Below are 23,843 nucleotides of genomic sequence, written 5' to 3'. Positions count from 1 at the left end.
TTCACACATTTTCCTTACGAAGCGATTTACCATGATTCGATTCCTGTATCTGATTCTGCTTTTTACTATTTTCTCTCCTGTATCAGCATCCGCCGCTGATCGGCCCAACATTCTATTTATTTTTTTAGACGATTTTGGCTGGCGAGACACCAGTTATATGGGTTCGGATTTCTACGAAACGCCAAACCTGGATCGTCTGGCTTCGGAAGGAATGGTTTTCAGTGATGCGTATTCCTGCGCTGCCAACTGTGCTCCCGCTAGAGCCTGCCTGTTGTCTGGTCAGTACACACCCCGTCACGAAATCTACAATGTTGGAACGTCCCCGCGTGGAAACGCAAAACATCGAAAGCTGGAACACATTGCCGGTAAAGACGTACTTGACCCTAAGATTGTCACGTGGGCTCATCAGTTACAAAAAGCAGGCTACACCACAGCCAGCATGGGTAAATGGCACTTAAGTGACGACCCGATTCCCTACGGATTCGACATCAACATTGGGGGAACCCATTCTGGAAGCCCCCCCAAGGGGTACTATCCACCTCACAAGAATGTACCAGGTCTCAAGGAGGCACCCCAAGGTGAATACTTAACAGATCGCCTGAGTGATGAAGCGGTTAAGTTCATTCAGAAGCACAAAGACAAACGGTGGGCGCTGTACCTGACCCACTTTGCAGTGCATACCCCTTTGAACGCCAAGAAAGAACTGGTTGCGAAATACAAAGCGAAAAAGACCGGTAAACTTCATAGTCATATCGCGATGGCGACAATGATTCAATCTGTTGATGATGGTATTGGAAAGATTCAAGCCACTCTGGAAACACTGGGACTTGTTGACAACACAGTTGTCGTCTTCTTCTCAGACAATGGAGGTTACAGACGAGCGACAGACATGAAACCGTTGAGAGGCTACAAAGGGACGTATTACGAAGGCGGGATCCGTGTTCCCTTCTTTGTTAAGTGGCCGGGAGTCGTCAAGTCAGGCACGCGTTCGGCCGAACCCGTTATTGGAGTCGACATTTACCCGACAATTTGTGAGATCGGTGGTGCTTCCATGCCCTCCAGTCAACCGGCGGATGGAGTGAGTTTGGTACCACTGCTGAATGGGTCAAAGAAATCTTTTTACAAGCGCCCCTTGTACTGGCATTTCCCAGCATACCTGCAGTCCTCCACAGGCTCAAAAGAACAGCGAGACCCGTTATTTCGTACTCGCCCCTGCAGCATAATCCGATCTGGCCCCTGGAAGTTGCATCAATATTTTGAAGACAACCAACTCGAACTATACAACCTTAAAGAAGACATTGGTGAAACGCATGACCTGAGTTCTTCAAAACCAGAAGTGACCAGACAATTACTCGCAACACTTCAGCAATGGCAAAAAACTTTGGGTGCTCCCATCCCTACCAGGCCCAATCACAAGTACGATGCAGAAGCCGAAGCAAGAGCCATCAAGGCGAGGTCTAACACTGGCAATACAAAACGGTAATTTTAAATACTCTTGTTGAAGACTTGAATGTATCACTTCAAAGGGTTAGAGACGGATTCGTTCGCATTTAAAACGACGTCTTCTGCTCATTCCCAAAACTCACTCTCAGTGAGTCATCCCCAATTACTGATCAGTTTGTTCACAATATTCATCTTTTAGGGTACTGTGAATCTATGAGAGAGCCTTATAGGAGAGCGATCTTATCGATTTTAAGTTCACATCTTGAAAATTCTCATCAGGCAAGTCAAAACCACCATATTCATCCCTGCATCTCCTCTTTATAATTGACTTGACACTACTCTCCGACTTCGTCCGTAACTCTTTATTTTTCTTATTTTTAATACTCATAATCCAGCGCTGCATGACTGAACAGGACTTATCAACGATTGACTGGCGACTGCGCAGATTTTTGCTGTTGGTGATGACGGTCAGTTTTGTTCTGACTCCCCTCTCCGCTCCAGAAATCTGGTGGCAACTGAGTCGCGGAAGAGTCGTCATTTCTGATTTGTCACCTCCAGGTCCCATTTTAACTGCCGGAAACAATCCTGCTGAAGCAGACTGGCTGGGAGGGCTCCCGTTTTATCTCGCCTATCAGGTAGCAGGCTTTTCGGGATTGATGATTCTAAAAATTGCCGCTGTGGGACTGCTGCTCTATTCATTATTGAATCGTTATGAGACACAGCTCAACTGGCGTGCTTTTTTCGTCGTGACACTAACCTTAATGGCAGCCAATCCTGCCTGGCAACCAACGCCGCGACTCCTGGATTGCTGGTTTTTATTTCTGACCTGGATCATGACCGAACGCTGGTGTCAGGAGCCGCATTGGAAAAAAAAGCTTCCTGTTTTGGTCTTACTCATCCTTTGGGCAAATATTTCACCGCTCAGTTTACTGGGAATTCCAGTGGTGCTCTTCGTTCCCTGGTTAAAAGGAGTTCGAACAGAGAGTACCTCAATTCGGAAACAGACTTGCCTCATGCTTCTTGCAACATGTCTGGCATTAATGGTCACTCCACGCGGATGGTTCACCCCTTTTGATTCTTTTGTGCAACTGTTTCCCGGCCTGTTTTATGATAGGGTATTACTCTCGCTTACGATTTGGCAACCCACGTTTCAGCAAGGCGCCACGATTGAAGTTCTGGCATTTGGAATTCTGACGGCGTGGATGGCTCTCTTACTAATATTGCATTCGGCGAATTGGCTTGACACCGTTGCTTTTCTTGCTTTCGCAATACCAGGTTGGACCAACTATGATTGCCTGCCTCCGTGCGTGATTGGTGTCTCACTACTGGTCTGTCAATGTATGCTCACCCACGATGTACCAGTCCAGGTTCAGAAATGGAAACTACTTATTTCTCCGGCAATGGGGAGGTTATTACTCATCATTGGTGTGTTCCTGATAAGCTGGAAGTCCGCTTCGGGTACATTATCAGGACACCCACAAAGATTAGGCTGGGGAATTGATCCTGAACTGGATATTACATTATTAAATCAAACGATTGGCCCTATCGACTATCGTGGTACGGGCCACTGTATGGGAATCGCTTCAACAGGCATGCTCTGCTGGATTAAATCTGATCGAAAAATTCAACCAGTCAGAACATTGAGGCAAGCGCTGCTGCAAGGGTTACTGTTTGAAGAGATCTCATTAAATCAAGAATTATCGAACGGCTGGGTATTTCAACATCCCCGATCTGATAATAGCTGGGGAGGCTGGTGGGTTCGACTGAAAAAAAGAAACTGCCAGTTGTTACTGGTACCCAATGGCGACGCGAAAACCATTCGCGCTCTGATAGACAGTCGTTGGCAACCGATGTCTGTTGATGCTTCTGTGATTCCGTTTGGCTGGTCTGGCGAATTGTTGAGTAGCCCCAAAATCGTGGCGCTACTACCTGCCAAAGAGTTTCTCAACCGGCAAGCCTGGACTTATTCACTTCCAGAGGCCTCCGGAACGCCTGATTGCTTTGACCTCTGGGGTGCATTCACCGGTCTTCCTAACCCGCGACCTTCCTTGTTACAGGCAAAAACATTCCGGGCAATGAAACTTTATACGGCCGCATTACGTGTTTTGCACCCATTATTGCAACACTACCATACTCCAGCAGTAATCCAGGAATTTCATCTGTGCCAAAAAGAACTGGGATATCAAGAGAAATTAGAAACCGGTTCAGCCAGCCATTTAAGATCACTGGCTTATCATACATCAAAATCAGTATGTGTTCGTCCGTTAGACTTTTCAGGTCTGGTCATAAAAGAACCAGTTGAGCCGCGCAAAGTCCCCGACACATTCCAGAACGCGATTCAGGACTATGCACGGGGAGACTGGGAGGCAGCCATCAAGAAACTCTCAACCGATGATAGCGAGACACTATATGCGAAAGCCCAGATCCTGCTCGAATCGGGTGATCCTCAAAGTGCGGCACTCTTGTTACAAAAGTTGATACAACAGCATCCCGACAACCGACTGGCCGTACCTAGTCAGATCATGTTGAAATCGATTCAATGAACGGTAAATTTCCATTTTTGACACCATTGTTGATACTGCTCCTGGCATGCGCGTCGGGCACAGCCTGGTACTTGTACGGCTCTCAGGAACACACGCCCTTTGTTCGCAAACTCCTTTCAGCCGAACAACCCGTAAAAATGAAACAGTGTTGTGAGTGTCATGAAAAAGTCTGCCATCAATTTGCAGGGGCACCGCACCTTAGAACGCTGAGGAAAGCGACCGATGCTGACGTTTTAGATAAATTTGCTGGCAAAGAAGTCACATTGAAAGAAAATGGGTACACATACCGTTTTTACGAAAAGGAAGGCGCTTTGTGGGTTGACTGTAACATTTATCCCAATCCGGTTCGTATCGAATGGGTCTTTGGTTCCGGACTCCACGCCTTGACTCCGGTTTCACTTTTCAAAAATGATTCAGGAAAATCGGAACTGTTGCAACACATCGTTTCCTGGTACCCAACAGGTAAATTAGGTGTCACACTCGGACTTCAGGAATTAGCGGAAAACACGGCTGGCATCCAATCGTTAGGGGAAGTGCTTTCTCATGAAAAAACCATGGGCTGTTTCGGTTGCCATACATCGTACCTGGGAAATGAACCAGGAGAAATCCAGACATCTCAAATGATTGCGGGAGTCTCTTGCATACGTTGTCATTTGAATGGGGAGGCGCATATCAAAGCGGTCGAAAAAGGAGAGAAAGATTTAAAGCTCACAAAATGGAATCAACTAACTCCCCTGGAGTCAATCAATCGCTGTGGGGAATGTCATCGGCGTTCTGATCAACTGGAGCCAGATGAAATTCATCCCAGCAATGAATTGCTGATTCGTTTTGCTCCGATCGGAATGTCTCAAAGTCCTTGTTTTATCAAACAGGGAGAACTCAAGTTGCCTCCCGGAAAATCCTCACGGTTTGACTGCACAACGTGCCATGATCCCCATGAGCAAGCTAGCAGAGATCCCGAATACTATCGAGAAATCTGTCTCAATTGTCATAGCAATCTTGAAGGACATGCCCCCGTCTGTTCACAGGAGCCAATGAAAAGTGAATGCCTGAAATGCCACATGCCCCCTGTCAATGTCCATGACAACCTCTCCTTCACCGATCACTGGATTCGAATTCGTGAACTCGATCAGCAGCGATTCCCTGATTTGAAATTTTAAAAACCTCAACAATAAACATCAGAGTTATGACATTTCTTCTTTTTCTTATGAGGAGTCATTATGCATACATTCCCCCTCAGATCCATCAAGAATGATTTCACATTCAGTTTAGTGCCTACCTTTTCAGCCCAGTCTTCAATGACGCAAGTCAATTGCCTTGCATAACAGCGATGCGTCTTTAATTCTTTCTTATACTGTGTATCATCAAACGTTCCTCTGGGTCCGAGAAACTCACGATAAGCACCGCAATCACGATGCTCTAAGATATAGACATCTTTGATTCGATGCAGTTTATGTGCGGTTTCTAAATGATTCATAAAGGTTTTACGCCAATGCTTATAATCTTTCCGATTCGCTCCAAGTGCCCCTAACGCGGCACCGGCCATGATCACATGGTCATACCGGTTAGTAAGGCCATCATGTTCCATGAATCGTACGACATCATCAACAAGCCTCAAATCCATACAACTAAGTAGAAGCACTGGCCCACGAGCTGGAAAGTAAGAACAATCCTGAACTTTGTCGTTTGATGAATTTTGCATGATTTTACTTTCAATTAAATTTGTTAACGTGGCTAGAACTAAGTCCTATATATTAAATTGCACATTGGTCCATTTATCAACAATTTTTTGTATACCTACATAATAAATTTACAAGTTATAGTTAAGAATCTTCTGTCAGAAGTGATGTAAAGACCTGATTACAATTTCTACAACTGGCGAAATTGCAAATTCGTTGATCAGAGCTACAAAGAGGTGAACGACATAAACCTTACTTCAAAAATGAAAATAGATGTTCCAGTTAAACGTCATGAAACAAGCAATACGTTTCTGGATTTGTTGAATTCGCAAATTCGATAATTTGGAAGACAAAAAACTCTGGAATATGCGATTCATATAGACGCTTAAAAGACGTAAATAAAATATTCATCTGTAATATTGAATAAAAGTACTGCCACCTGACTCTATAAAATTACAAGAATGATATTGCCATCTGGTTGTTCACAAACTAGTATGGATTTTAATCTACTTCACTAAGGTTAATCATGACTGCCAAATTGCTCCCTCTTTTATTGACGGCGTTGATTCTCGCTTGCCCCTTAAATTGCATGCAGGAAAACGTGGAAAGTACAGAGTCAGGTGTTAGTGCGTGCTGCAGCCATTGTCAGTCAGAGTCGAACAGCGATCCTCTGATCCCGCAACCTGCTTCTGATTGTTGTCAGTGTCTCTGTACTGGTGCCATTTTTGAAAACACCAACATCATTGACCTGACCCTGCTGAGTCTTTTATGGGGAGAACCCTCATTCCAGGACGCAAATTTTCAGCTCATCAGCTTAAGCCAACAGTCTGGCGAAGTCTCTGTTGAACCTGACAGACTTTCCGGGCGCGAGATCCGTTGTCTGCAGATGACGTTTCAGTGCTGATTCATTTCTGAGTTTTCGACGCTCTACCTTTTGTTCGTTCACAGTTTCGTTGCGGCCTGCGCGTGATTTCGTGTAATCAGCCGCTGATAAACGGCTCACTCAGAATGAAGTTTTTATGTTTCGTTTCTCATTAATTCCCTGGGAATATGGCGTTCGCAATTTATTTCGGCGACCGATGCGTACACTTTTAACACTGACTGGTTTAACCACTGTCGTTGTGCTGGTCTTTATCGTGATCGGTTTCATTCGTGGTTTGGAACACTCGTTGACTGTCAGTGGTGATCCGGATGTCGCATTGCTGTTTTCGCTCGGAATGGGAGAAAACCTGGAATATTCTTCGATTCCCATGCGTACGAACGAACTGGTGTCAGCCAGTGTGGAAGGCATTAAAACATTTCACGATCGCAAATATGTCTCGCCTGAACTTTATCTTGGTACTCAGATTAAGATTCCCGGACAAGATGAAACAGAAATGGGACTTGTACGCGGCGTGACTCAGTCGGCACTATTGGTTCGCAGACAAGTGGAACTGGAAGCAGGAACCTGGCCGGGACCGGGAGAGATTCTTGTAGGGCAATTGGTGGCCACCAAATTGAATGTCTCCCACGAGCAAATCTCCGTCGGCAAAGAATTGATTTTGGAAGGTCGGACCTGGAGAATCAGTGGTATTTTTTCCGCCGCCGGTTCGGCATTCGAATCAGAAATCTGGTGTCGCCTGGATGAATTACAGCAGGCAATGAAACGTCAGGATTTAAGCGTCGTTGCAGTCACTTTGAACTCGCCAGCGGATTACCCGGATCTGAATCTATTTTGTAAAGAACGTCTCGATCTTGAGCTCCAGTCGATTCAAGAAGTGAATTATTATCAAGGCCTCAAAAAAGATTATGGCCCCATTCGCATGCTGGCATGGTTAGTGGTTTTTCTGGTATCAGGTGCCGGTGTGTTCGCGGGTTTGAACACGCTTTACGGTGCCGTTGTCGGACGAACCAGAGAACTATCGACACTGCAAACAATTGGCTTTATGCGCCGCGCGATTGTAATGAGTTTGATTCAGGAAGGCGTTCTCCTGGCTGTGACAGCCAGTCTGATTGCCGCTCTGATCGCCATATTTTTGATCAATGGTATCTCTGTTCGTTTTACCATGGGTGCGTTCACACTCCAAATCGACAGCATTTCGCTACTCATCGGCTGTAGTGTGGGTGTGCTACTGGGGCTTCTGGGAGCAATTCCCCCTGCCCTGCGTGCGCTCAGACTGCCGATTGTCGATGGATTAAAATCAGTTTAACTACCGCTCGAATCATGTTTTCGGGCATAACAAAAATGAAAAAGGATTGAAAAAATGAAAAGTTTAATGTGCCAAATGATGTTGTTATCAGTTGCTACAATCTTAGTTACCGGATGCGGTAACTCAACTCCCACACCTGAAAACAAGAGTACGACTGAACTGGCTCCCAGCAAGCCAACTGCAACCACAGAAATCTTACTGACCAGTGAACCAGCGGGTGCGGAAGAAGTGATCAAAGCCCGTGAATCTGCTCAAAATGATGAAGAGGTCGTCATCGTGGGCCGCATTGGTGGCAGTGAAGACCCCTGGGTCGACGGCCGCGCTGTGTTTTCGATTGTTGATAATTCACTTAAGGCCTGTAGTGATATTCCCGGCGATGGTTGTGAAAAGCCTTGGGATTACTGTTGTGAAACCGACAAGCTGCCAACCTCAATGGCGTTAATCAAAGTTGTTGATGAAGACGGCACGCTCATTAAAGAAGATGCAAGAAAGCTGCTGAATCTGAAAGAACTGCAAACAGTGGTTGTCAAAGGCAAAGCAAAACGCGATGACACTGGTAATCTCACAGTATTTGCTAACGGGATCTTTATTAGGAAATAAGTGATGTCTCAAATTGACTTATCACAGTTAGCCATCGATCGCAGTGAGTCCTCGCAGATACGAGGACACACTCGCTTTCGATTCATCACACGTTATTTCTTACCAGGTACACTGCTGATTGGCTTTTTGTCGTTGATCTGCTGGGTCTCTCGAGATCTTGTGTTTCCGCCCAAGCCAGTCACAGTCATGCCTGTGATTGTGACGCAGTCTTCCATCCGTAATGCAGGAACGCCGCTCTTCCAGGCTGCAGGCTGGGTCGAACCACGGCCCACTCCCATTCGGGTTGCTGCGTTAGAGCCAGGAATCATTGAACAACTATTGGTAGTCGAAGATCAAAGTGTCAAAAAAGATCAACCCATCGCGTTAATGGTGAGAAGAGATGCGGAACTGACCTACAATCATGCCGTCGCCAATCTGAAACTGCGCAAAGCAGAACTGCAACAGATGAAAGCCATCTTAAAAGCCGCACAAATTCGTCTCGAGCAACCGGTGCATCGCGAATCTGTTCTCAGAGAGGCAGAAGCAGAACTGGCTAAGAAAAACACAGAACTTACCAATTTGCCTTTCATGCTCCGTAGTGCGAAGGCAAAAATGAACTTTGCGAAAAATGACTATGAACGCAGACTTTCCGCCAAAGCAGCGGTCTCACAGCGCACCGTTGACGAAGCGCTGACCGAATTGGAATCTGCCAAAGCAATATATGAAGAACTAGATAACCGCAAAGAATCTCTCGTAGCCGAGCAGAAAGCTTTACAGGCACGCAAAGACGCGCTGCAAAAAGAGCTGGAACTATTGACGGAAGAAACACAGGAACGCGATGAAACCCTCGCCAAAGTTGAAGCAGCTATCGCACAGTTGGAGCATGCCCAGGTCACAGCAGATGAAGCCAAACTGGCCTTAGACCGTATGACGATCCGTGCCCCCGTTGATGGGCGCATCTACCGGCTCATTGGGCATCCAGGCTCCAGTATCGGGAATATGCTGACGAAGATGGAAGGATTTGATGGCAGTACCGTTGTCACCATGTACCGCCCTGAAATGTTACAGATCAGGGTCGATGTCCGTTTTGAAGAAATTCCCAAAGTCAGCTTAAACCAGCCCGTGCAAATCAACAATCCCGCATTGAGTCAACCTGTGACGGGAAAAGTACTTTATATCAGCTCTGAAGCAGACATTCAGAAAAACACATTACAAGTCAAAGTCGAAATTGATGCTGCCTCACCACTTTTAAAGCCGGAAATGCTGGTCGATGTAACGTTTCTGGCCCCTGCGCTTTCGGAAGAGGCATCAAAAACAAATGAAGAGACTCGCATTTATATTCCCAGGAAAATGATTGAATCCAATGAAGCGGGACAAAGTTTTGCCTGGATCGTTGACCAATCTAAAAACATTGCCCAACGCCAATTAATTGAAGTCGATACGAAAACAGTCGGTCCTCTGGTTGAAGTCTTACAAGGCTTAAACCTGACCAGCCACCTGATCTCCACTCCCAAAGAGGGACTTATTCCGGGCGAGCGAATTCAGGTCACAGGCGAAACCGATCAGGAAGGAAACTAACTATGTCACTCGTTGTCATCAATCACGTCACGAAACAGTATCATAAGGGAGGTGAGACCATCACGCCGCTCGACGAAGTTTCGTTGGAGATCGAACAGGGAGAATTCCTCTCATTAATGGGTGCCAGTGGAACGGGAAAATCAACACTGCTGAATTTAATCGCCAGTATTGACCACCCCGACTCTGGTTCGATTATTGTGGATGGAACTGAAATCACCGCGCTCTCCCGATCACAACTCGCGCGATGGCGGGCCGCCAACCTGGGTTATGTATTCCAAACACATAATCTCGTCCCGGTGCTGACGGCATATGAGAATGTAGAACTCCCTTTATTACTGTTACCCATGTCTCGCTCCGAACGCAAAAAACGCATTCAAGTGGCATTACAGGCTGTCGATTTACTCGATCGGGCCGACCACTATCCACGTCAAATGTCAGGCGGGCAGGAACAGCGCGTCGGTATTGCACGCGCGATTGTCAAACACCCCAAAATCGTCGTTGCCGATGAACCCACGGGCGATTTGGATTCAGAGACGTCCGAGCAAATTCTGAATCTTTTAAAACGTCTAAACCGTGAGTTGGATATTACACTACTTATGGTAACGCATGATGCCGAGGCGGCACAAATTGCGGATCGACAATTCTATCTCGATCATGGCAAGCTCGTTCAGATACAACGTTGTGATGCAGAGTCATTAACAACCGCGGCAACTGTTAAAGGGAATTAAACGATGCAACTTATTCCTTACATCCTGAAAACACTTTGGGGACACCGAGCCCGGACGATCTTAACAGTCGCAGGCTCAGCAGTGGCCTTGTTTGTATTCTGCTTTATCCAATCGATCCAGGAAGGCATGAACGATCTCAAACAACGCCAGGAGGCCCGTGGCTCCTTAATCGTATTTCAAGCAAATAAATTCTGCCCCGCTACCAGCCATCTTCCCCAGGACTATGATCAACAAATCACAAAATTCGCAGGGGTCAAAGACGTTGTCCCGATACAGGTCTTTACAAATAATTGTCGTGCGAGTCTGGATGTCGTCGTGTTTTATGGAGTGCCCCCGCAAAAACTGCGTACCGCGCGGGATTTTCAGTTTATCTCCGGCAATTGGACTGACTTTGAATCACATCAGGACGCTGCCATTATCGGACGCGCGGTTGCCATGCGACGCGGCATCAAAGTCGGCGACAAATTTTCAATTGGTGATCTCTCGGTCAATGTGGCTGGTATCTATCAAAGTAGTAATCCGGCCGAAGAGAATTATATTTACAGTCATCTCGAATTTTTACAGAGACGCCATGGTGTCAATGATGTCGGCACAGTCACACAATTAGAAGTGATCTTAAAGCCGGGCACAGATCCTGTCGCCACGAGTATCGCCATCGATGAGCGATTTCGCGGTGGTCCCGTCGAAACCAATACGCGTGCTAAGGGAGTCTTCCAGGCAAAAAGTCTGGGAGATTTATCACAGTTAATTAAAATGGCTCACTATCTGGGGCTGGCTTGTGTAGGCCTGGTTCTTGCACTGGTCGCAACCACCACGTTGATGTCGGTCGAAGATCGTATTCAGGAACACGCGGTCCTGCGAACTTTGGGTTTTTCAGGATTCAAAGTTTTTGGATTGGTCCTTGCAGAGAGCACGGTATTAAGCATCGCTGGGGGCCTGACCGGCGTCGGGGCTGCATTGATCACTCTTAAAATCAGCAGCCTGTCCGTCGGAGCCGAAGCGGTCACTGTCGCCTTTATTCCTTCGCTGCATCTTGCCTGGGTGGGTATGTTGCTGGCGCTGGTTACCGGTTTGTGTGCTGGATTCATCCCTGCCTGTTATGCATCACGCACTGAAATTGTGCCCGCTTTAAGAAACATTTAAGCGGGTCTAAGTCAGTCCTGGAATCGGCTCGCCATCGTAGATGAAGTGCGGTCGGTCGATATCATCATGCCAATAGGTTGTTTTGGGTAAACCTAAAGCGCGATAGATGGTTGCCGCAAAGTTCTCGGGCTTCTGAGGTCGATCAATGGGAAATCCACCGACTTTGTCAGTCGCTCCAATGACACGCCCTCCTTTGATCCCTCCCCCGGCCAGGAAGATCGATTGGACGGCTCCCCAATGATCGCGGCCCGGACGGGCATATACTTTTGCCAGTTGTGATATTTTAGGAGTCCGCCCAAATTCACTGCACATCACAATCAGAGTGTCTTTCAACTCACCACTTTCAGACAGGTCATCCAGTAACGCAGAAACCGCGCGATCCGTCGGTGGAAATAACTTGTCTTTCAGATGGGGGAACAAATTGCCGTGCGTGTCCCACGATTCATTATTTCCCAGATTGACCTGTACCAGATTTACTCCCGTCTGTACTAAACGACGAGCCATCAGCAGTGACCAGCCAAAAGAGTTCTTTCCGTAGCGTTCCTGCGTTTTATCATCCGCATGTGTGACATCCATCGCATAGTGGACTTTATCATCATTTAAGAGAGAAATCGCGGCGCTACGATAGCGATCAAAGCTTTCAACCTGACCTGCGATATCGAGTACCTTGCGTTGTTTTCCTAACTCTTCAAGCAAACTGATTCGATTACTCATCCGTCCTTGTGTCATACCTTGAGAAAGTTTGAGATGCGGGGTTTGAAAAATACGCTTATCCTCACCGCCGCGTTGCTGATGATCGAACGCGTACTCGGGAAACGCACCATATGACTGAACATGAAACGGCGAGGCTTCGATGATCCAGGGATCACGATTCGAGCCCATTCTACCTGCAAATTGTCCCGGAATAACGCGACCTGTGCGATGCACAATCTTATCAGGTAGTGCAATAGCAGGTGGCAAGTTAGTACGGGGTTGAATGACATCTCCAGCGATGGCGGCAATCGAAGGATGATCTGTCGACATGGGACGACTCGGATTAAATCCCACAGGAATATCCGACCGTCCGGTTAACATGATATGATGGCCCATCGAATGCTCATTCGACCCATGCGTTAAGGAACGGCACAATGACCAAAGATGGCTCCGTTGCGCCAACATGGGAAGATGTTCGGAAATCTTCAAACCGGGAGTCTTTGTCGAGATCGGATCGAATTCGCCACGAACTTCAGCACTCGCTTCCGGTTTCATATCGAAACTTTCGTGCTGCGACAATCCACCCGATAGAAAAATGAAGATGCAGGACTTAGCCGTTTTATGTTTCGGTGGTGCCGCCGCTTCAGTTCGCAAAGCATCCAGATGATTGATTCCAAATCCGAGTAGGCCAATGGAGCCAACTTCAATTGCCGTCCGGCGGGAAATTTGTGGATGGCAGGGGGGACTGTTTGCAGGCATCTCAACTCTCCTGAACTCAAGAGATTAATACTAAAGCGTAAACAGTTATCTTAATAAGCTTTATAACGCATCAATATAATCTAATGCGATGTACAGTAAAAGTCCAATCGAAAGAAAGAATTTGATCATTTTCATATTCTCTTATTTCGAACTGATCAGCAGATCGACTCGAGTAAGATGCCAATTACTACTGAATTTAGCCACGTTCTCACAAAGTGACGATGAATCTTCAGAACGCAACTCAATTTTTTGATTGACGAAAGACGATACTGTATATATGCTTTGTTCTCGCTGATTCCCTCCCCGTTCACCTGGTGGTGGCCGCGTGTGACTCGCTGAAGGTAGTCACTTAAAAATAATCATTGCGTTTTTTCTTGTTACGGCCTGTATTGGAATCCGGGCCTGATTCTCATGGATGATTGTGAGTGCCTCAATGCGCTCATCAAACGCGCCCGATGCGCACTGGAGAAATCAATGAACCAGTATTTGACTGACCAGCAACAGCAAATTCTCGACTATATTACACATGAAATTGACAACACAGGACTCGCGCCTACTTTGCATCAGATCGTTTATGTACTTGAAATCCGATCGACTAACCTGGTTATGAATCAATTGAAAGTGCTTGAACAAAAAGGCTGGATAATGTTTGACCCGTTTCAATCGCGTGGCATCAGACTGACAGAAAATATCCCCAGTTACCGGCTCACGATTTATGGCAGTGTTGAAGAGGGGCGCATTGCTTTTGACAGAGCTGTTTAATCGTCTCTATTTTGCGTGTCACACGGAATCACTAATTTCTCAAATTTTTGATTGATACGATCAATTGTGCTATCAAAACAGAACACATTAGCATATGCTTATATGACTGAAGGGATCATTGCAGATCCAGTGCTCGTAAGCTGATTGTTTTTCGCCGAGGGTAAGTATTGATGCTCAGACTTGAAGATCAACCAGTTCGTTTGTGCGACAAAGTGCCTAGACGTTCCTTTATGCAAATTGGTGGTCTGGCGATGGGAGGGCTCTCCCTACCTCAAATTTTGAAAGCACAGGCACAAAGCGGAAAACCGTCATCTCACAAAGCTGTGATCATGATCTTTCTGGCGGGCGGGCCTCCGCATCAGGATATGTTTGACTTGAAACCTGATGCGCCCGCTGAGGTACGGGGCGAGTTCAAACCGATCAATACGAACGTACCCGGCATTCAAATCAGCGAACTCATGCCACGTGTGGCTGGTATGATGGATAAGTTTTCAATCATCCGCTCTCTCGTCGGCGCGGAAGGCCGCCATGATTCATTTGAGTGTTGCACAGGTCACCACTTCCGCAGCGCACAACCTCAAGGTGGCTGGCCTGCATTGGGTTCAGCGCTCTCCAAAGTGGAAGGACCGGTGAATCCCACAGTCCCTCCTTACATCGATTTATCACACACGATGGCTCATCACCCCTGGAACATAAAAAGTTCTGGGTTCCTGGGACTAGAACATGCTCCGTTTCGACCGGACGGACGTGTGATGGAAAACATGACGCTCAATTCCATCTCCCCTGCCCGCTTGAATGAACGTGCCCACTTGTTAAAGGGACTCGATCGTTTTCGCAACGTCGCTGAAACGCGGCTGACCGACGGAACCTACGATGGACATACAAAACAGGCTTTAGAAGTTCTCTCCTCATCCCGGTTAGTAGAAGCTCTTGATCTGGAAAAAGAAGATCCCAAGGTTCGAGCGCGCTACGGCAAAGACAGCCCCAAGGTTTTGAACTATTCGCTCGACAAAGGCTATCAAGCCATCATGTCCCGCTTTCTGTTGGCACGCCGCGCAGTTGAAGCGGGTGCCCGATGTGTGACTTGCAGCTTTGCGCATTTCGATTGGCACGGCAATAACTTTGCGTATGCCAGAAAGGTTGTCCCTTTACTCGATCAGGGTGTGGCGGCATTGGTCGAAGACCTCCATGAACGTGGTATGGATCAAGATGTCACCGTTATCGTCTGGGGTGAATTTGGAAGAACTCCGAAAATCAATCCCAGAGCGGGCCGCGACCATTGGCCGCGCGTGCATGCCGCATTAATGGCAGGCGGCGGAATGCAAAACGGGCAAGTCATTGGTTCTACAAACCGACTGGCAGAAGAAGCCGTTGACCGCCCCGTCCATATGCAGGAAGTCTTCGCAACACTCTATCACAACCTGGGAATCGACGTCGCTTCGACCACCATCGAAGACAACACCGGCCGTCCGCAATATTTAATCGACCAGCAGACACCGATTCGCGAATTGGTCTGATCCTTTTACGGTCTGATTACTTCTCTACACTTCGGATAATTATGACATCCCCAGAATTTCTGTCCTTGCTGATTCCCTTTTTTAGCCGTTCGAAGCACCATCGGTGTTTCACACTTAGGACAGATTGGTTTCTCAGGCTTACGTTTGAATTCTGCTTTAAGTGATGTCTGACTTGCTACCTTCTGCTGTATGGAGCCAGCAATATCTGAAACACGATATGTCTTTGCCGCTGGAACGCGCAAAAGAGTAAGACTTGCTGCTTCGAAAACAGAATCAACAAACTGATCCCGCTCTATCCGATCTTTTCGAGAGTGGCTCGCGTCGTCAAGCTCCACTCCAAGTAGGGGTCTCATGGTAGCTACCTCACATAATAGAAAGTCAACATGTTTACGATCTATCTTATTCAGAAAACTACGGCTCTCTTTCGATCTTGGAACAAAAAAGAGATCACTTAAGTTAACTTTCGTGCAAATAGTAAACTCTTCTTGAACCGCCTTTTTGAGAACGCAATAAAATGAGAATTCAGCAGGTGAAAGAAAATCATCTCGTAATCGATACGGAAGTGTTTTATTTGATTGTGAAGTAGCTCCTAAATCGATCCCAAATATCTTCAATATTGCCGTAAGGCAACCTTGAGGATTCTCGTTAGCAGGCATAACAGAACTCCGTATTGTTCAATGTAAGTTTTTTTAATTTGAATGTGCCTGCCAATAAAACAGTTTTTTATTGTAACGTTGACGATGCTTTTGTAACTAGCATCATCTGTTTGTATTTTAAATAATTCCATTTAAGATCAGTACTTACAATAGATACTCAGGTCAGTAGTGAATCTACCTAAGTCGTAAAAATATGATTTGCATGATCGTGATCCAGTAACTGACATCTGCATCTTTCTTCATACCTGCTGTTGCTTTTTATCAACTCGAATTATCTTCCTCTGAGGGATTGCACTCATTTCAAAATTATTTAATTCATGGATAAATGGTGTGACCTACATTTGGAACAAAGACACTGACTTTTGTTGAATGGGTTCCATAAAAAACAATGGCACATCGAAATCAACAATCAGACAAACATTATCAATTGCAATACCTTTGATCAATTTCCCCCTTGTTGAACACAGGTTGTTGTAATGTTCAACTTCCAGAGGGGGAATCAATGACTCAACACGTCTTAACACAAGAAATTGACGAAACAGTTACACCACAATTCGACAAGCTCAAAAACTATGACGCTGTGACGAGTCTTGGTGGTACGATTCTCATTATCGAAGACAGCAATACGCAGGCACGTATTATCAAAGAGTCCCTTAACGACTTGTCGCTGCATATCGAATGCGTCACGACCGGCCGTGACGCTTTAGATTGGCTTAACGAGAACAAGGCGAAGCTGCTGCTACTTGACTATGAACTGCCTGATATGAAGGGCATCGATGTTGTCGATGAACTGGGCAAACGAGGACAGCATTTTGAATTTCTAGTGATGACCGCCCGAGGCAGTGAAACTGTCGCCGTTCAAATGATGAAACGTGGTGCCGTCGATTACCTCATCAAAGACGATTCTTTTACCAGTCTGCTTCCCACGATTGTTGAACGCGCATTAGATAAAATCAAATCTGAGCAAATTTTAGAAATCGCTCAAAATGCTCTGAAGCAGGCGGAAAAACGGACACGTCTGATCATCGATTCCGCAGCCGATGGTTTTGTCTCCATGTGGGATGATGGAACGATTCTGGATTGGAATAAAGCCGCGGAACGACTCTTTGGCTGGAGCTATAAAGAAGCCATCGAAAAAAACCTCATTGATCTCATGATGCCTGAGAAGCACCGTGACCCTTTCAGAGAAAAATTAACAGAGTTTCGCAAAACTGCGATTCCACACACTCAGAATGAATTGATTGAAGCAACCGCTCTCAATAAAGCAGGACAGGAGTTTCCAATTGAAATTTCTGTTTCGATTGCTTCTGAGGGAGAGCCCTGCGTGTTGAATGCATTTGTACGAGATATTTCTAATCGTCACATGCTGGAATCCCAGTTAATCCAGTCCGAGAAGCTGGCATCTTTAGGTCAGCTGGCGGCTGGTGTGGCACACGAAATTAACAACCCCGTCGGATTTGTTAAAAGTAATGTCGGTACATTAAGTGAATATGTAGAAATATTCACACGACTGTTAAACGTCTATGGAGAATTAACAGAAGCAATACGCTCTGAAGACAAAACACAACAAAAAGTGCTGTTAGATAAAATTCAATCGATCCATGAGGAAGAAGACCTTTCAGATATCCAGGATGATGTTGTTGAACTTCTGACCGAGTCCTCAGACGGATTGGTCCGCGTCACCGAAATCGTACAAAACCTGAAAAGCTTTGCGCGACTCGACGAGGCGAGCGTCAAAGAGGCAAACATCAATGAGGGTATCAAAGCCACACTCAAAGTCGTCTGGAATGAACTGAAATATAAAAGCGAGATCCACACTGAATTAGGCGAGATCCCTGACATACGTTGTTCTCCTGGCCAATTAAATCAGGTATTTATGAATCTATTGGTAAACGCAGCACAAGCGATTCCCGAGCGCGGCACGATCACGATCAAAACGGAAGCAAACGCGTCAGAAATCATCATTCGCATTTCTGATACAGGCACTGGGATTCCTGAAGATCAGCTTTCACAGATTTTCACCCCTTTTTACACAACCAAACCCGTTGGTCAGGGTACAGGGCTAGGCCTGTCAATTATTTATGGAATCATCCAGAAGCATAATGGAAACATTGCTGTTGAAAGTGAAGTCGGAGTAGGAACGACCTTTATTATTCGGTTGCCACTGGAAGGGATGAGTGCATGAATCAAAAAACCATCTTATGTGTTGATGATGAAATCAATGTGCTTCGATCTCTCAAACGATTATTGAGAAATGAAGACTATCAGCTAATCACTGCCAATAGTGGTACTGAAGGACTTGCTGTACTTGCAGAGCAACAAGTCAGTGTTGTGATTTCTGATCAACGCATGCCTGAAATGACCGGAACTGAATTTCTCTTACAAGTCAAAGAAAAATATCCAGAATGCGTACGTGTCGTCCTTTCTGGATACGCTGATGCTGCGACTATCCTTGATTCCATCAACAAAGGTGCCATTTACCGTTTTTTAACGAAGCCCTGGAATGATGAAGAGATTCGAATCACAATCAGACAGTGCTTAAGACAGTATGAGCTGCTGGAAGAAAATCGCAATCTGACCCAAGAGATTAAACTTCAAAATGCGGAGCTCAGCAAACTCAACCAGCGATTAGAAGATCTGGTTGGTAAAAGCACTCAGTCTTTACATTTTTCTCAGGAAGTTCTGGCAAATATTCCCATCCCCGTGATTGGAATTAGCGCAGAGGGCATCATTGTCCTGGTGAATGAAGCCGTCGATCAAATGTTTCCAGAACTGCGCGACATTCATCTTGGCTCTGATATCAAAGATGCCTTCTCGAATGAGATCTACGTAACAGTTTCCGATTGCTTGTCTGGTACCAAACCAGCTGAGACAGATTCGCTGGACGTCTTTGGGAAACAGGTGCTCGCACATTGTAAAAGATTAACAAACGGAGAAGAACTACGCGGATGTGTTCTGGCACTGGAGGAAAAGCCATGAACGAAAAGAAACTCGATGAAATTTTCAAAATCGTGCGTAAGGTCCCCCCCCTGCCGGAAGTCGCTCAGGAGTTGAGTCGACTGGCCGGAGATCCAAAGGCGACTGCACAGGACATGGCGAATGTTGCCGAGACGGATTCAGGGCTCGCTGCTCAAATTTTACGAGTTGTAAACTCTTCGTTTTTCGGTTTTTCCAGACAAATCAACACAATCCCTCAGGCAATTGTTGTCCTGGGCACGCACGGAGTTCGCAATATTGCACTGGGATTAGCGGTAACAGCCCTGAGGCCGAATTTAAGTAAGGATGCCCCCCTATTTAAAGTCGATGACTTTTGGCGGCATTCTCTGTCAGTCGCAATCGGAGCAAGACAGCTCGCCAAAGACCTTGCTATTTGTGACCCGGAAGAAGCCTTTCTGGCAGGCCTCCTGCATGACATTGGAAAACTACTCTTAATTGAAGCCTATTCAGATCAGTACGTCGCGTTAATCACAACAGCTCATTCTCATCAACTGGCACTGCACACCCTGGAAAATGCAAAACTGGGGTTAAATCATGGAGATGTTGGTTTTGCGTTGTGCGAACGCTGGAAAATCCCTCAGTCTGTAGCTCATACCGTACAAAATCATCACTTCAGAAACAGTGATTTGTCTATTTCATCAGAACCAGATCAATTACTGTTCCTTGTCAATGCAGCAAATAATCTGGCGAAAGTATCAGGTATTGGATTCAGCGGAAATACATGTGCCACTCCATTTGGACAGCACTTTTCCTTTACGGGTGGATCGCTTTCTGGAGCAGTGCAAAAGACCCTACAGACTCTTCCGACTGAAGTAGCGCATACCGAGCGTCTGTTTAACATTACTTCTCAGCAACACTATCCAACTGTTTCAAATCCACCAGAAAACTGTGTGGGAATCGTGATTCAGGACCCACACCTCTCTCAAACCATCAGCTTGTTGTTACTGAGCCAGGGTATTGAAACCATCACAGTGAATGAGCAGATACCTTCCGGAGCATCGATGATCGCGGTCCTGACTGATGAAGACACCGCTCCTGAAACTTTACCGGATGAATGGTCTGATAACATGATCGCTTATCATCATGCTGGCATTGTCAATCATGATTTAACTCATGATGACAGCCAACTGGAAATCGATATCGAACAACTTCGTATCTGGCTCAATGACCATCTGACGAATTTAGCAATGCAGGAGACAGTATGATGAATCCCAAAATTTTATTCATCGACGACGAACCCCACATTTTGAAAGCATTTGCAAGATTGTTCCGAAAAGACAGTTTTGACATCATTACAACCAGCTCTCCGACAGAAGTTTGCGAACTTGTACAAAACGATGAATTTGCGCTGATCGTATCGGATCAGCGCATGCCAGAATTAGAAGGTACAAAGTTGTTAGAACAGGTCAGAGAACTCTCCCCTGATACCATTCGTATCATTCTGACGGGATATGCTGACAAAGAGGCTGCGATTGAAGCAATTAATCAAGGTTCCGTCTATCGGTTTTTAACCAAACCCTGGAATGATCTTGAATTACGCAATGAAATCAAGCGTGCTATTGATGAGTACAGTTTAAGGCAAGAAAACAAACGTCTGCAGGAATTGACCCTTTCGCAAAATGAAGAACTTCGCGATTTAAATCAAAACCTGGAAACAAAAGTCAGGGAACGTACTGAAAAAGTGACTCTCCTTAACCAACAGTTGAAGCAGGGGTTTATTGGTTCGATCCGGGCAATGGCCCAACTTGGTGAAATGCATAGTTCTGACCTGGGAGAACACGCCAAACGGGTCACTGTGACAACAGGACAGATCGGTAAACAACTCGGACTTTCTATGGATGATTTATTTCAAATCAACTCAGCCGCCTTACTGCACGACCTTGGTAAAATTGAATTACCAGAGAATTTATTGGCCAAACCATATAACAAGCTGATTCCCGTTGAGCAAAGACAGGTGCAAAACCATGTCATTCTCGGTGAAAAGATTGCCCAAATGGTGCCCAGTCTCGAAAAAGCAGCAGTCTTAATTCGCCATCATCATGAACACTTCGATGGAAGTGGGTATCCAGATGGATTGAAAGGCGAAGAAATTCCTCTGGGATCAAGAGTCATATTCGTTGCTGACTATTATGATCATCTCGCCAATAATAAATCGGGGGCACAACCAAAGTCACCTGAAGCAATTCTGAAATCAATGAAAGAACATTCCGGGACATGGTTTGACCCTCAAGTTCTCTCTGCACTTCACAAATACCTGTTGCCAGAGGAACATGAAAGTGCTCTCTTAGATTATCTTAACAAACAATCTGTGAACGATACCCCCGAGGTCAAACAGACACATAAGAAAGAAACCGTTGAATCGATTCATACTCAACACTCCGAGCTTGAATCTGTAACAGAAGCGGAAATGGATGTCACCGTTGAACAGGATCTTCGTCTGCGACCCTACGAGCTCAAACTGGGAATGACACTCTCACGTGATCTGTTTTCAAATAATGGCGGCCTCTTACTCCCCCGAGGTACAGTACTTGGCCAACGACATCTTGAAAGCCTCAGATCCCTGTCACTGGCAAACCCCATTAGTGATCGTATTTTTGTTAATTCCCAACCAGTAGAAGAAAAAAAGAACACTCTCTCTAAAGAAACTCCCCAGAAGACTCCTCTCCAGGTTTAAATTGAAAGAATTCCTTTTTTGCTCATCCATTGAGACTTTATTCAATTAATTAGAAACGGAGATTTTATGGGACAATCTATTCTGCTTGTTGATGATGAACCTAGCATTCTAAAATGTGTTCGTAGAGTGTTACGGCCACTAGAGAAAAAAGACATCGTCATCTTGACCAGCACTTCAGCCGAAAAAGCAATTGAACTCATTGAAATGCATCAAATCGATGTGGTTGTGACTGATGAAAATATGATTGGCATGTCGGGAACGGAATTATTGTCGTGGATTACTGAGCACTCGCCGGAGACCAAACGAATTGTTTTAACCGGTGACAATTCCATCTCGACCGCAAAGCGTGCCATTAATGAGGGAGGCATTAACGCATTTCTGACGAAGCCCTTTAGAAATGCAGAATTAATCGAGACGGTTCTTTCTGTGATACAAGCGAAAGACCAGGAAACTCGGGTTCAGGCAATTCAGAAAACGACGATACTTGAACTTTCAGAAAAAGTAGAAGAGTTCATTTTTCCAAATCTTGAGTGTTGAGATTCTTTTATTCTACTGAGGTAAAGCTGACACTCAATCTAGTGATCAACGAACCAAGTAGGATATAACCGATTAGCACTTCTAACATCACGAGTGCTTGTCCTGTTACACTTAGCGGATTCGCATGAATATCACCAAAGCCCAGTGTGGTCATTGTGACACAGGAAAAGTACAAGCATGAGTAAATTCGCATAAAGATGCTCGCACTAACCAGTTTGTCTGGTAGCTCCACAAACGGGAGTTCGCTTGTAATAATGTAGTCATCCAGCACAATCGAACTACTATAAATCATCGCAAATAGTAGAGCGAAACCAACAATGCAAGCCAGAATCCGTTGAGTCGAATTACCATAATCTGAAGACCACCAGAAAGCCTGCACCGCCCATTTCTTCATTGTTGGCATTTCCTGATATTTGGTTTCCCACATATGACGACGCATGTTCCACTCCAGGTAACTCAAATCTGTAATCGGATTAAATCGCGCGGTTCGTAGAGCAGTTCCAGTTGCGTCAGACTTTTTGTTATATTTACACCCACTAAAATAGGTTCTGGAATCGACAATCACATTCGTTAGTTCAGTAGATTCTAAATTCGTTCCTTGCAGAAGCGCCAAAGAAAGGTCAGCCGCATTTAAGATTGCCCCAGTCAAATCAGTTTCATTTAATTTTGAACCACTCATCTTGCACCAACTCAAGTCGGCATTACTCAAATCTGCAGTATTTAAATCAGCCTTGCTCAAATCAGCGCCACTTAAATCACACCAACTCAAGTCGGCTTTGCTCATGTTTGCCTGACTCAGATTCGCATCTCTCAAAATCGCCATTTTAAAAATCGCCATTTTGAGATTCGCTTGTTTCAAATTGACATTAATACAATTGGCATCATTAAAGTCTGCGTTGAACATGCTGGCTTTACTTAAGTCGGCACTGAGCAGATTAGCTTGACTCAAATTCGCATCATGTAAGTTAGCTTCATTCAGATTTGCATATCGTAAATTAGATTCACTGAGATCAGCATGAAATAAATTGGCTTTACTTAAATCAGCTTTACTGAGATTTGCTTTTTTCAAATTTGTATGAAATAAATTGGCTTCACTTAAATTTGCCTCGTGTAAATTCGCTTCACCCAGCTCTGCCCCACCTAAATTAGCACCACTCAAATCTAGTAAGACGTCTGGATTCTCAGATTGCCACTGCGTTAATGCTTCTGTTCCCTGCCTGACAATTTTCACATGCTCAGGATTTGACATCGCCAACTCTCCATAGTCTATAAATTCGTAATCAGGAGAGCGTATTATGGAAATCTACCGGGATGTGAGCAATAGAATCTCTGAAAGCCAGGCATTCATTTGCACGTGACGAGATTT

General features: G+C 45.5%; 20 protein-coding genes. 16 read left to right on the top strand and 4 right to left on the bottom strand.

What is annotated here, in order from left to right:
• Positions 1–31: 31 nt before the first annotated feature.
• The 3 genes from V144x_RS13160 (at position 32) to V144x_RS13150 (ending at position 5,146) form a co-directional block, all read left to right on the top strand.
• Complete coding sequence (locus V144x_RS13160; RefSeq protein WP_144985615.1) at positions 32–1,483, top strand: sulfatase; 1,452 nt, start codon at positions 32–34, stop codon at positions 1,481–1,483.
• 361 nt (positions 1,484–1,844) lie between these two features.
• Positions 1,845–3,986: a tetratricopeptide repeat protein gene (locus V144x_RS13155; protein WP_144985614.1), complete on the top strand. Its 2,142-nt coding sequence runs from the start codon at positions 1,845–1,847 to the stop codon at positions 3,984–3,986.
• A complete protein-coding gene (locus tag V144x_RS13150) occupies positions 3,983–5,146 on the top strand; it encodes a multiheme c-type cytochrome (protein WP_144985613.1) in 1,164 nt (387 codons plus the stop codon). The genes V144x_RS13155 and V144x_RS13150 overlap by 4 nt, the downstream gene beginning before the upstream one ends.
• Before the next feature lie 5 nt (positions 5,147–5,151).
• Here V144x_RS13150 and V144x_RS13145 read toward each other — a convergent pair whose 3' ends face one another.
• A complete protein-coding gene (locus tag V144x_RS13145; protein WP_144985612.1) occupies positions 5,152–5,688 on the bottom strand; it encodes a carbonic anhydrase in 537 nt (178 codons plus the stop codon).
• 503 nt (positions 5,689–6,191) lie between these two features.
• On the opposite strand from V144x_RS13145, the gene V144x_RS13140 reads away from it, so the two are divergent.
• The 6 genes from V144x_RS13140 (at position 6,192) to V144x_RS13115 (ending at position 11,882) form a co-directional block, all read left to right on the top strand.
• Entirely contained in the window at positions 6,192–6,569 is a 378-nt protein-coding gene (locus V144x_RS13140; protein WP_144985611.1) for a hypothetical protein, read from the top strand.
• Positions 6,570–6,684: 115 nt separating this feature from the next.
• Complete coding sequence (locus V144x_RS13135) at positions 6,685–7,854, top strand: ABC transporter permease (protein WP_144985610.1); 1,170 nt, start codon at positions 6,685–6,687, stop codon at positions 7,852–7,854.
• 54 nt (positions 7,855–7,908) lie between these two features.
• A complete protein-coding gene (locus V144x_RS13130) occupies positions 7,909–8,454 on the top strand; it encodes a hypothetical protein (RefSeq protein ID WP_144985609.1) in 546 nt (181 codons plus the stop codon).
• A gap of 3 nt (positions 8,455–8,457) precedes the next feature.
• Positions 8,458–10,011 (top strand): HlyD family secretion protein, encoded by a 1,554-nt coding sequence (locus V144x_RS13125; RefSeq protein WP_144985608.1) that lies wholly within the window; start codon positions 8,458–8,460, stop codon positions 10,009–10,011.
• A gap of 2 nt (positions 10,012–10,013) precedes the next feature.
• Entirely contained in the window at positions 10,014–10,739 is a 726-nt protein-coding gene (locus V144x_RS13120; protein WP_144985607.1) for an ABC transporter ATP-binding protein, read from the top strand.
• Positions 10,740–10,742: 3 nt separating this feature from the next.
• Positions 10,743–11,882 (top strand): ABC transporter permease, encoded by a 1,140-nt coding sequence (locus V144x_RS13115; protein WP_144985606.1) that lies wholly within the window; start codon positions 10,743–10,745, stop codon positions 11,880–11,882.
• Positions 11,883–11,888: 6 nt separating this feature from the next.
• On the opposite strand, the gene V144x_RS13110 is transcribed toward V144x_RS13115, so the two are convergent.
• Complete coding sequence (locus V144x_RS13110) at positions 11,889–13,334, bottom strand: DUF1501 domain-containing protein (protein WP_144985605.1); 1,446 nt, start codon at positions 13,332–13,334, stop codon at positions 11,889–11,891.
• Positions 13,335–13,808: 474 nt separating this feature from the next.
• On the opposite strand from V144x_RS13110, the gene V144x_RS13105 reads away from it, so the two are divergent.
• On the top strand, positions 13,809–14,096 hold the full coding sequence (locus V144x_RS13105; protein WP_197998911.1) for a LexA family protein: 288 nt from the start codon (positions 13,809–13,811) through the stop codon (positions 14,094–14,096).
• Positions 14,097–14,266: 170 nt separating this feature from the next.
• Positions 14,267–15,613 (top strand): DUF1501 domain-containing protein, encoded by a 1,347-nt coding sequence (locus tag V144x_RS13100; RefSeq protein WP_144985603.1) that lies wholly within the window; start codon positions 14,267–14,269, stop codon positions 15,611–15,613.
• Positions 15,614–15,618: 5 nt separating this feature from the next.
• Here the strand turns inward: V144x_RS13100 and V144x_RS13095 are convergent, their stop codons facing one another.
• Entirely contained in the window at positions 15,619–16,269 is a 651-nt protein-coding gene (locus V144x_RS13095; protein WP_232102808.1) for a DUF2726 domain-containing protein, read from the bottom strand.
• 502 nt (positions 16,270–16,771) lie between these two features.
• Here V144x_RS13095 and V144x_RS13090 point away from each other — a divergent pair.
• The 5 genes from V144x_RS13090 to V144x_RS13070 all read left to right on the top strand — a co-directional run bounded on the left by V144x_RS13090 (position 16,772) and on the right by V144x_RS13070 (position 22,477).
• Positions 16,772–18,454 (top strand): hybrid sensor histidine kinase/response regulator, encoded by a 1,683-nt coding sequence (locus V144x_RS13090; RefSeq protein WP_144985602.1) that lies wholly within the window; start codon positions 16,772–16,774, stop codon positions 18,452–18,454.
• Complete coding sequence (locus tag V144x_RS13085) at positions 18,451–19,248, top strand: response regulator (protein ID WP_144985601.1); 798 nt, start codon at positions 18,451–18,453, stop codon at positions 19,246–19,248. The genes V144x_RS13090 and V144x_RS13085 overlap by 4 nt, the downstream gene beginning before the upstream one ends.
• The gene (locus V144x_RS13080) at positions 19,245–20,471 is read left to right on the top strand and encodes an HDOD domain-containing protein (RefSeq protein WP_197998910.1); all 1,227 of its coding nucleotides are present in this window, start codon (positions 19,245–19,247) and stop codon (positions 20,469–20,471) included. The genes V144x_RS13085 and V144x_RS13080 overlap by 4 nt, the downstream gene beginning before the upstream one ends.
• On the top strand, positions 20,468–21,940 hold the full coding sequence (locus V144x_RS13075; RefSeq protein ID WP_144985599.1) for an HD domain-containing phosphohydrolase: 1,473 nt from the start codon (positions 20,468–20,470) through the stop codon (positions 21,938–21,940). The genes V144x_RS13080 and V144x_RS13075 overlap by 4 nt, the downstream gene beginning before the upstream one ends.
• 66 nt (positions 21,941–22,006) lie before the next feature.
• On the top strand, positions 22,007–22,477 hold the full coding sequence (locus V144x_RS13070) for a response regulator (RefSeq protein WP_144985598.1): 471 nt from the start codon (positions 22,007–22,009) through the stop codon (positions 22,475–22,477).
• 7 nt (positions 22,478–22,484) lie between these two features.
• Here V144x_RS13070 and V144x_RS13065 read toward each other — a convergent pair whose 3' ends face one another.
• The gene (locus V144x_RS13065) at positions 22,485–23,726 is read right to left on the bottom strand and encodes a pentapeptide repeat-containing protein (protein ID WP_144985597.1); all 1,242 of its coding nucleotides are present in this window, start codon (positions 23,724–23,726) and stop codon (positions 22,485–22,487) included.
• Positions 23,727–23,843: the final 117 nt, after the last annotated feature.

Source organism: Gimesia aquarii (assembly GCF_007748195.1).
Lineage (GTDB): Bacteria > Planctomycetota > Planctomycetia > Planctomycetales > Planctomycetaceae > Gimesia > Gimesia aquarii.
Note: the sequence above shows the minus strand (reverse complement) of the source record. Positions and strands in the feature narration are given on the sequence as shown.

Bases quoted from the DNA above. Each gene is read 5' to 3' on its own strand.
- V144x_RS13160 (WP_144985615.1), top strand. From the start codon at position 32: ATGATTCGATTCCTGTATCTGATTCTGCTTTTTACTATTTTCTCTCCT.
- V144x_RS13155 (WP_144985614.1), top strand. From the start codon at position 1,845: ATGACTGAACAGGACTTATCAACGATTGACTGGCGACTGCGCAGATTT.
- V144x_RS13150 (WP_144985613.1), top strand. From the start codon at position 3,983: ATGAACGGTAAATTTCCATTTTTGACACCATTGTTGATACTGCTCCTG.
- V144x_RS13145 (WP_144985612.1), bottom strand. From the start codon at position 5,688: ATGCAAAATTCATCAAACGACAAAGTTCAGGATTGTTCTTACTTTCCA.
- V144x_RS13140 (WP_144985611.1), top strand. From the start codon at position 6,192: ATGACTGCCAAATTGCTCCCTCTTTTATTGACGGCGTTGATTCTCGCT.
- V144x_RS13135 (WP_144985610.1), top strand. From the start codon at position 6,685: ATGTTTCGTTTCTCATTAATTCCCTGGGAATATGGCGTTCGCAATTTA.
- V144x_RS13130 (WP_144985609.1), top strand. From the start codon at position 7,909: ATGAAAAGTTTAATGTGCCAAATGATGTTGTTATCAGTTGCTACAATC.
- V144x_RS13125 (WP_144985608.1), top strand. From the start codon at position 8,458: ATGTCTCAAATTGACTTATCACAGTTAGCCATCGATCGCAGTGAGTCC.
- V144x_RS13120 (WP_144985607.1), top strand. From the start codon at position 10,014: ATGTCACTCGTTGTCATCAATCACGTCACGAAACAGTATCATAAGGGA.
- V144x_RS13115 (WP_144985606.1), top strand. From the start codon at position 10,743: ATGCAACTTATTCCTTACATCCTGAAAACACTTTGGGGACACCGAGCC.
- V144x_RS13110 (WP_144985605.1), bottom strand. From the start codon at position 13,334: ATGCCTGCAAACAGTCCCCCCTGCCATCCACAAATTTCCCGCCGGACG.
- V144x_RS13105 (WP_197998911.1), top strand. From the start codon at position 13,809: ATGAACCAGTATTTGACTGACCAGCAACAGCAAATTCTCGACTATATT.
- V144x_RS13100 (WP_144985603.1), top strand. From the start codon at position 14,267: ATGCTCAGACTTGAAGATCAACCAGTTCGTTTGTGCGACAAAGTGCCT.
- V144x_RS13095 (WP_232102808.1), bottom strand. From the start codon at position 16,269: ATGCCTGCTAACGAGAATCCTCAAGGTTGCCTTACGGCAATATTGAAG.
- V144x_RS13090 (WP_144985602.1), top strand. From the start codon at position 16,772: ATGACTCAACACGTCTTAACACAAGAAATTGACGAAACAGTTACACCA.
- V144x_RS13085 (WP_144985601.1), top strand. From the start codon at position 18,451: ATGAATCAAAAAACCATCTTATGTGTTGATGATGAAATCAATGTGCTT.
- V144x_RS13080 (WP_197998910.1), top strand. From the start codon at position 19,245: ATGAACGAAAAGAAACTCGATGAAATTTTCAAAATCGTGCGTAAGGTC.
- V144x_RS13075 (WP_144985599.1), top strand. From the start codon at position 20,468: ATGATGAATCCCAAAATTTTATTCATCGACGACGAACCCCACATTTTG.
- V144x_RS13070 (WP_144985598.1), top strand. From the start codon at position 22,007: ATGGGACAATCTATTCTGCTTGTTGATGATGAACCTAGCATTCTAAAA.
- V144x_RS13065 (WP_144985597.1), bottom strand. From the start codon at position 23,726: ATGTCAAATCCTGAGCATGTGAAAATTGTCAGGCAGGGAACAGAAGCA.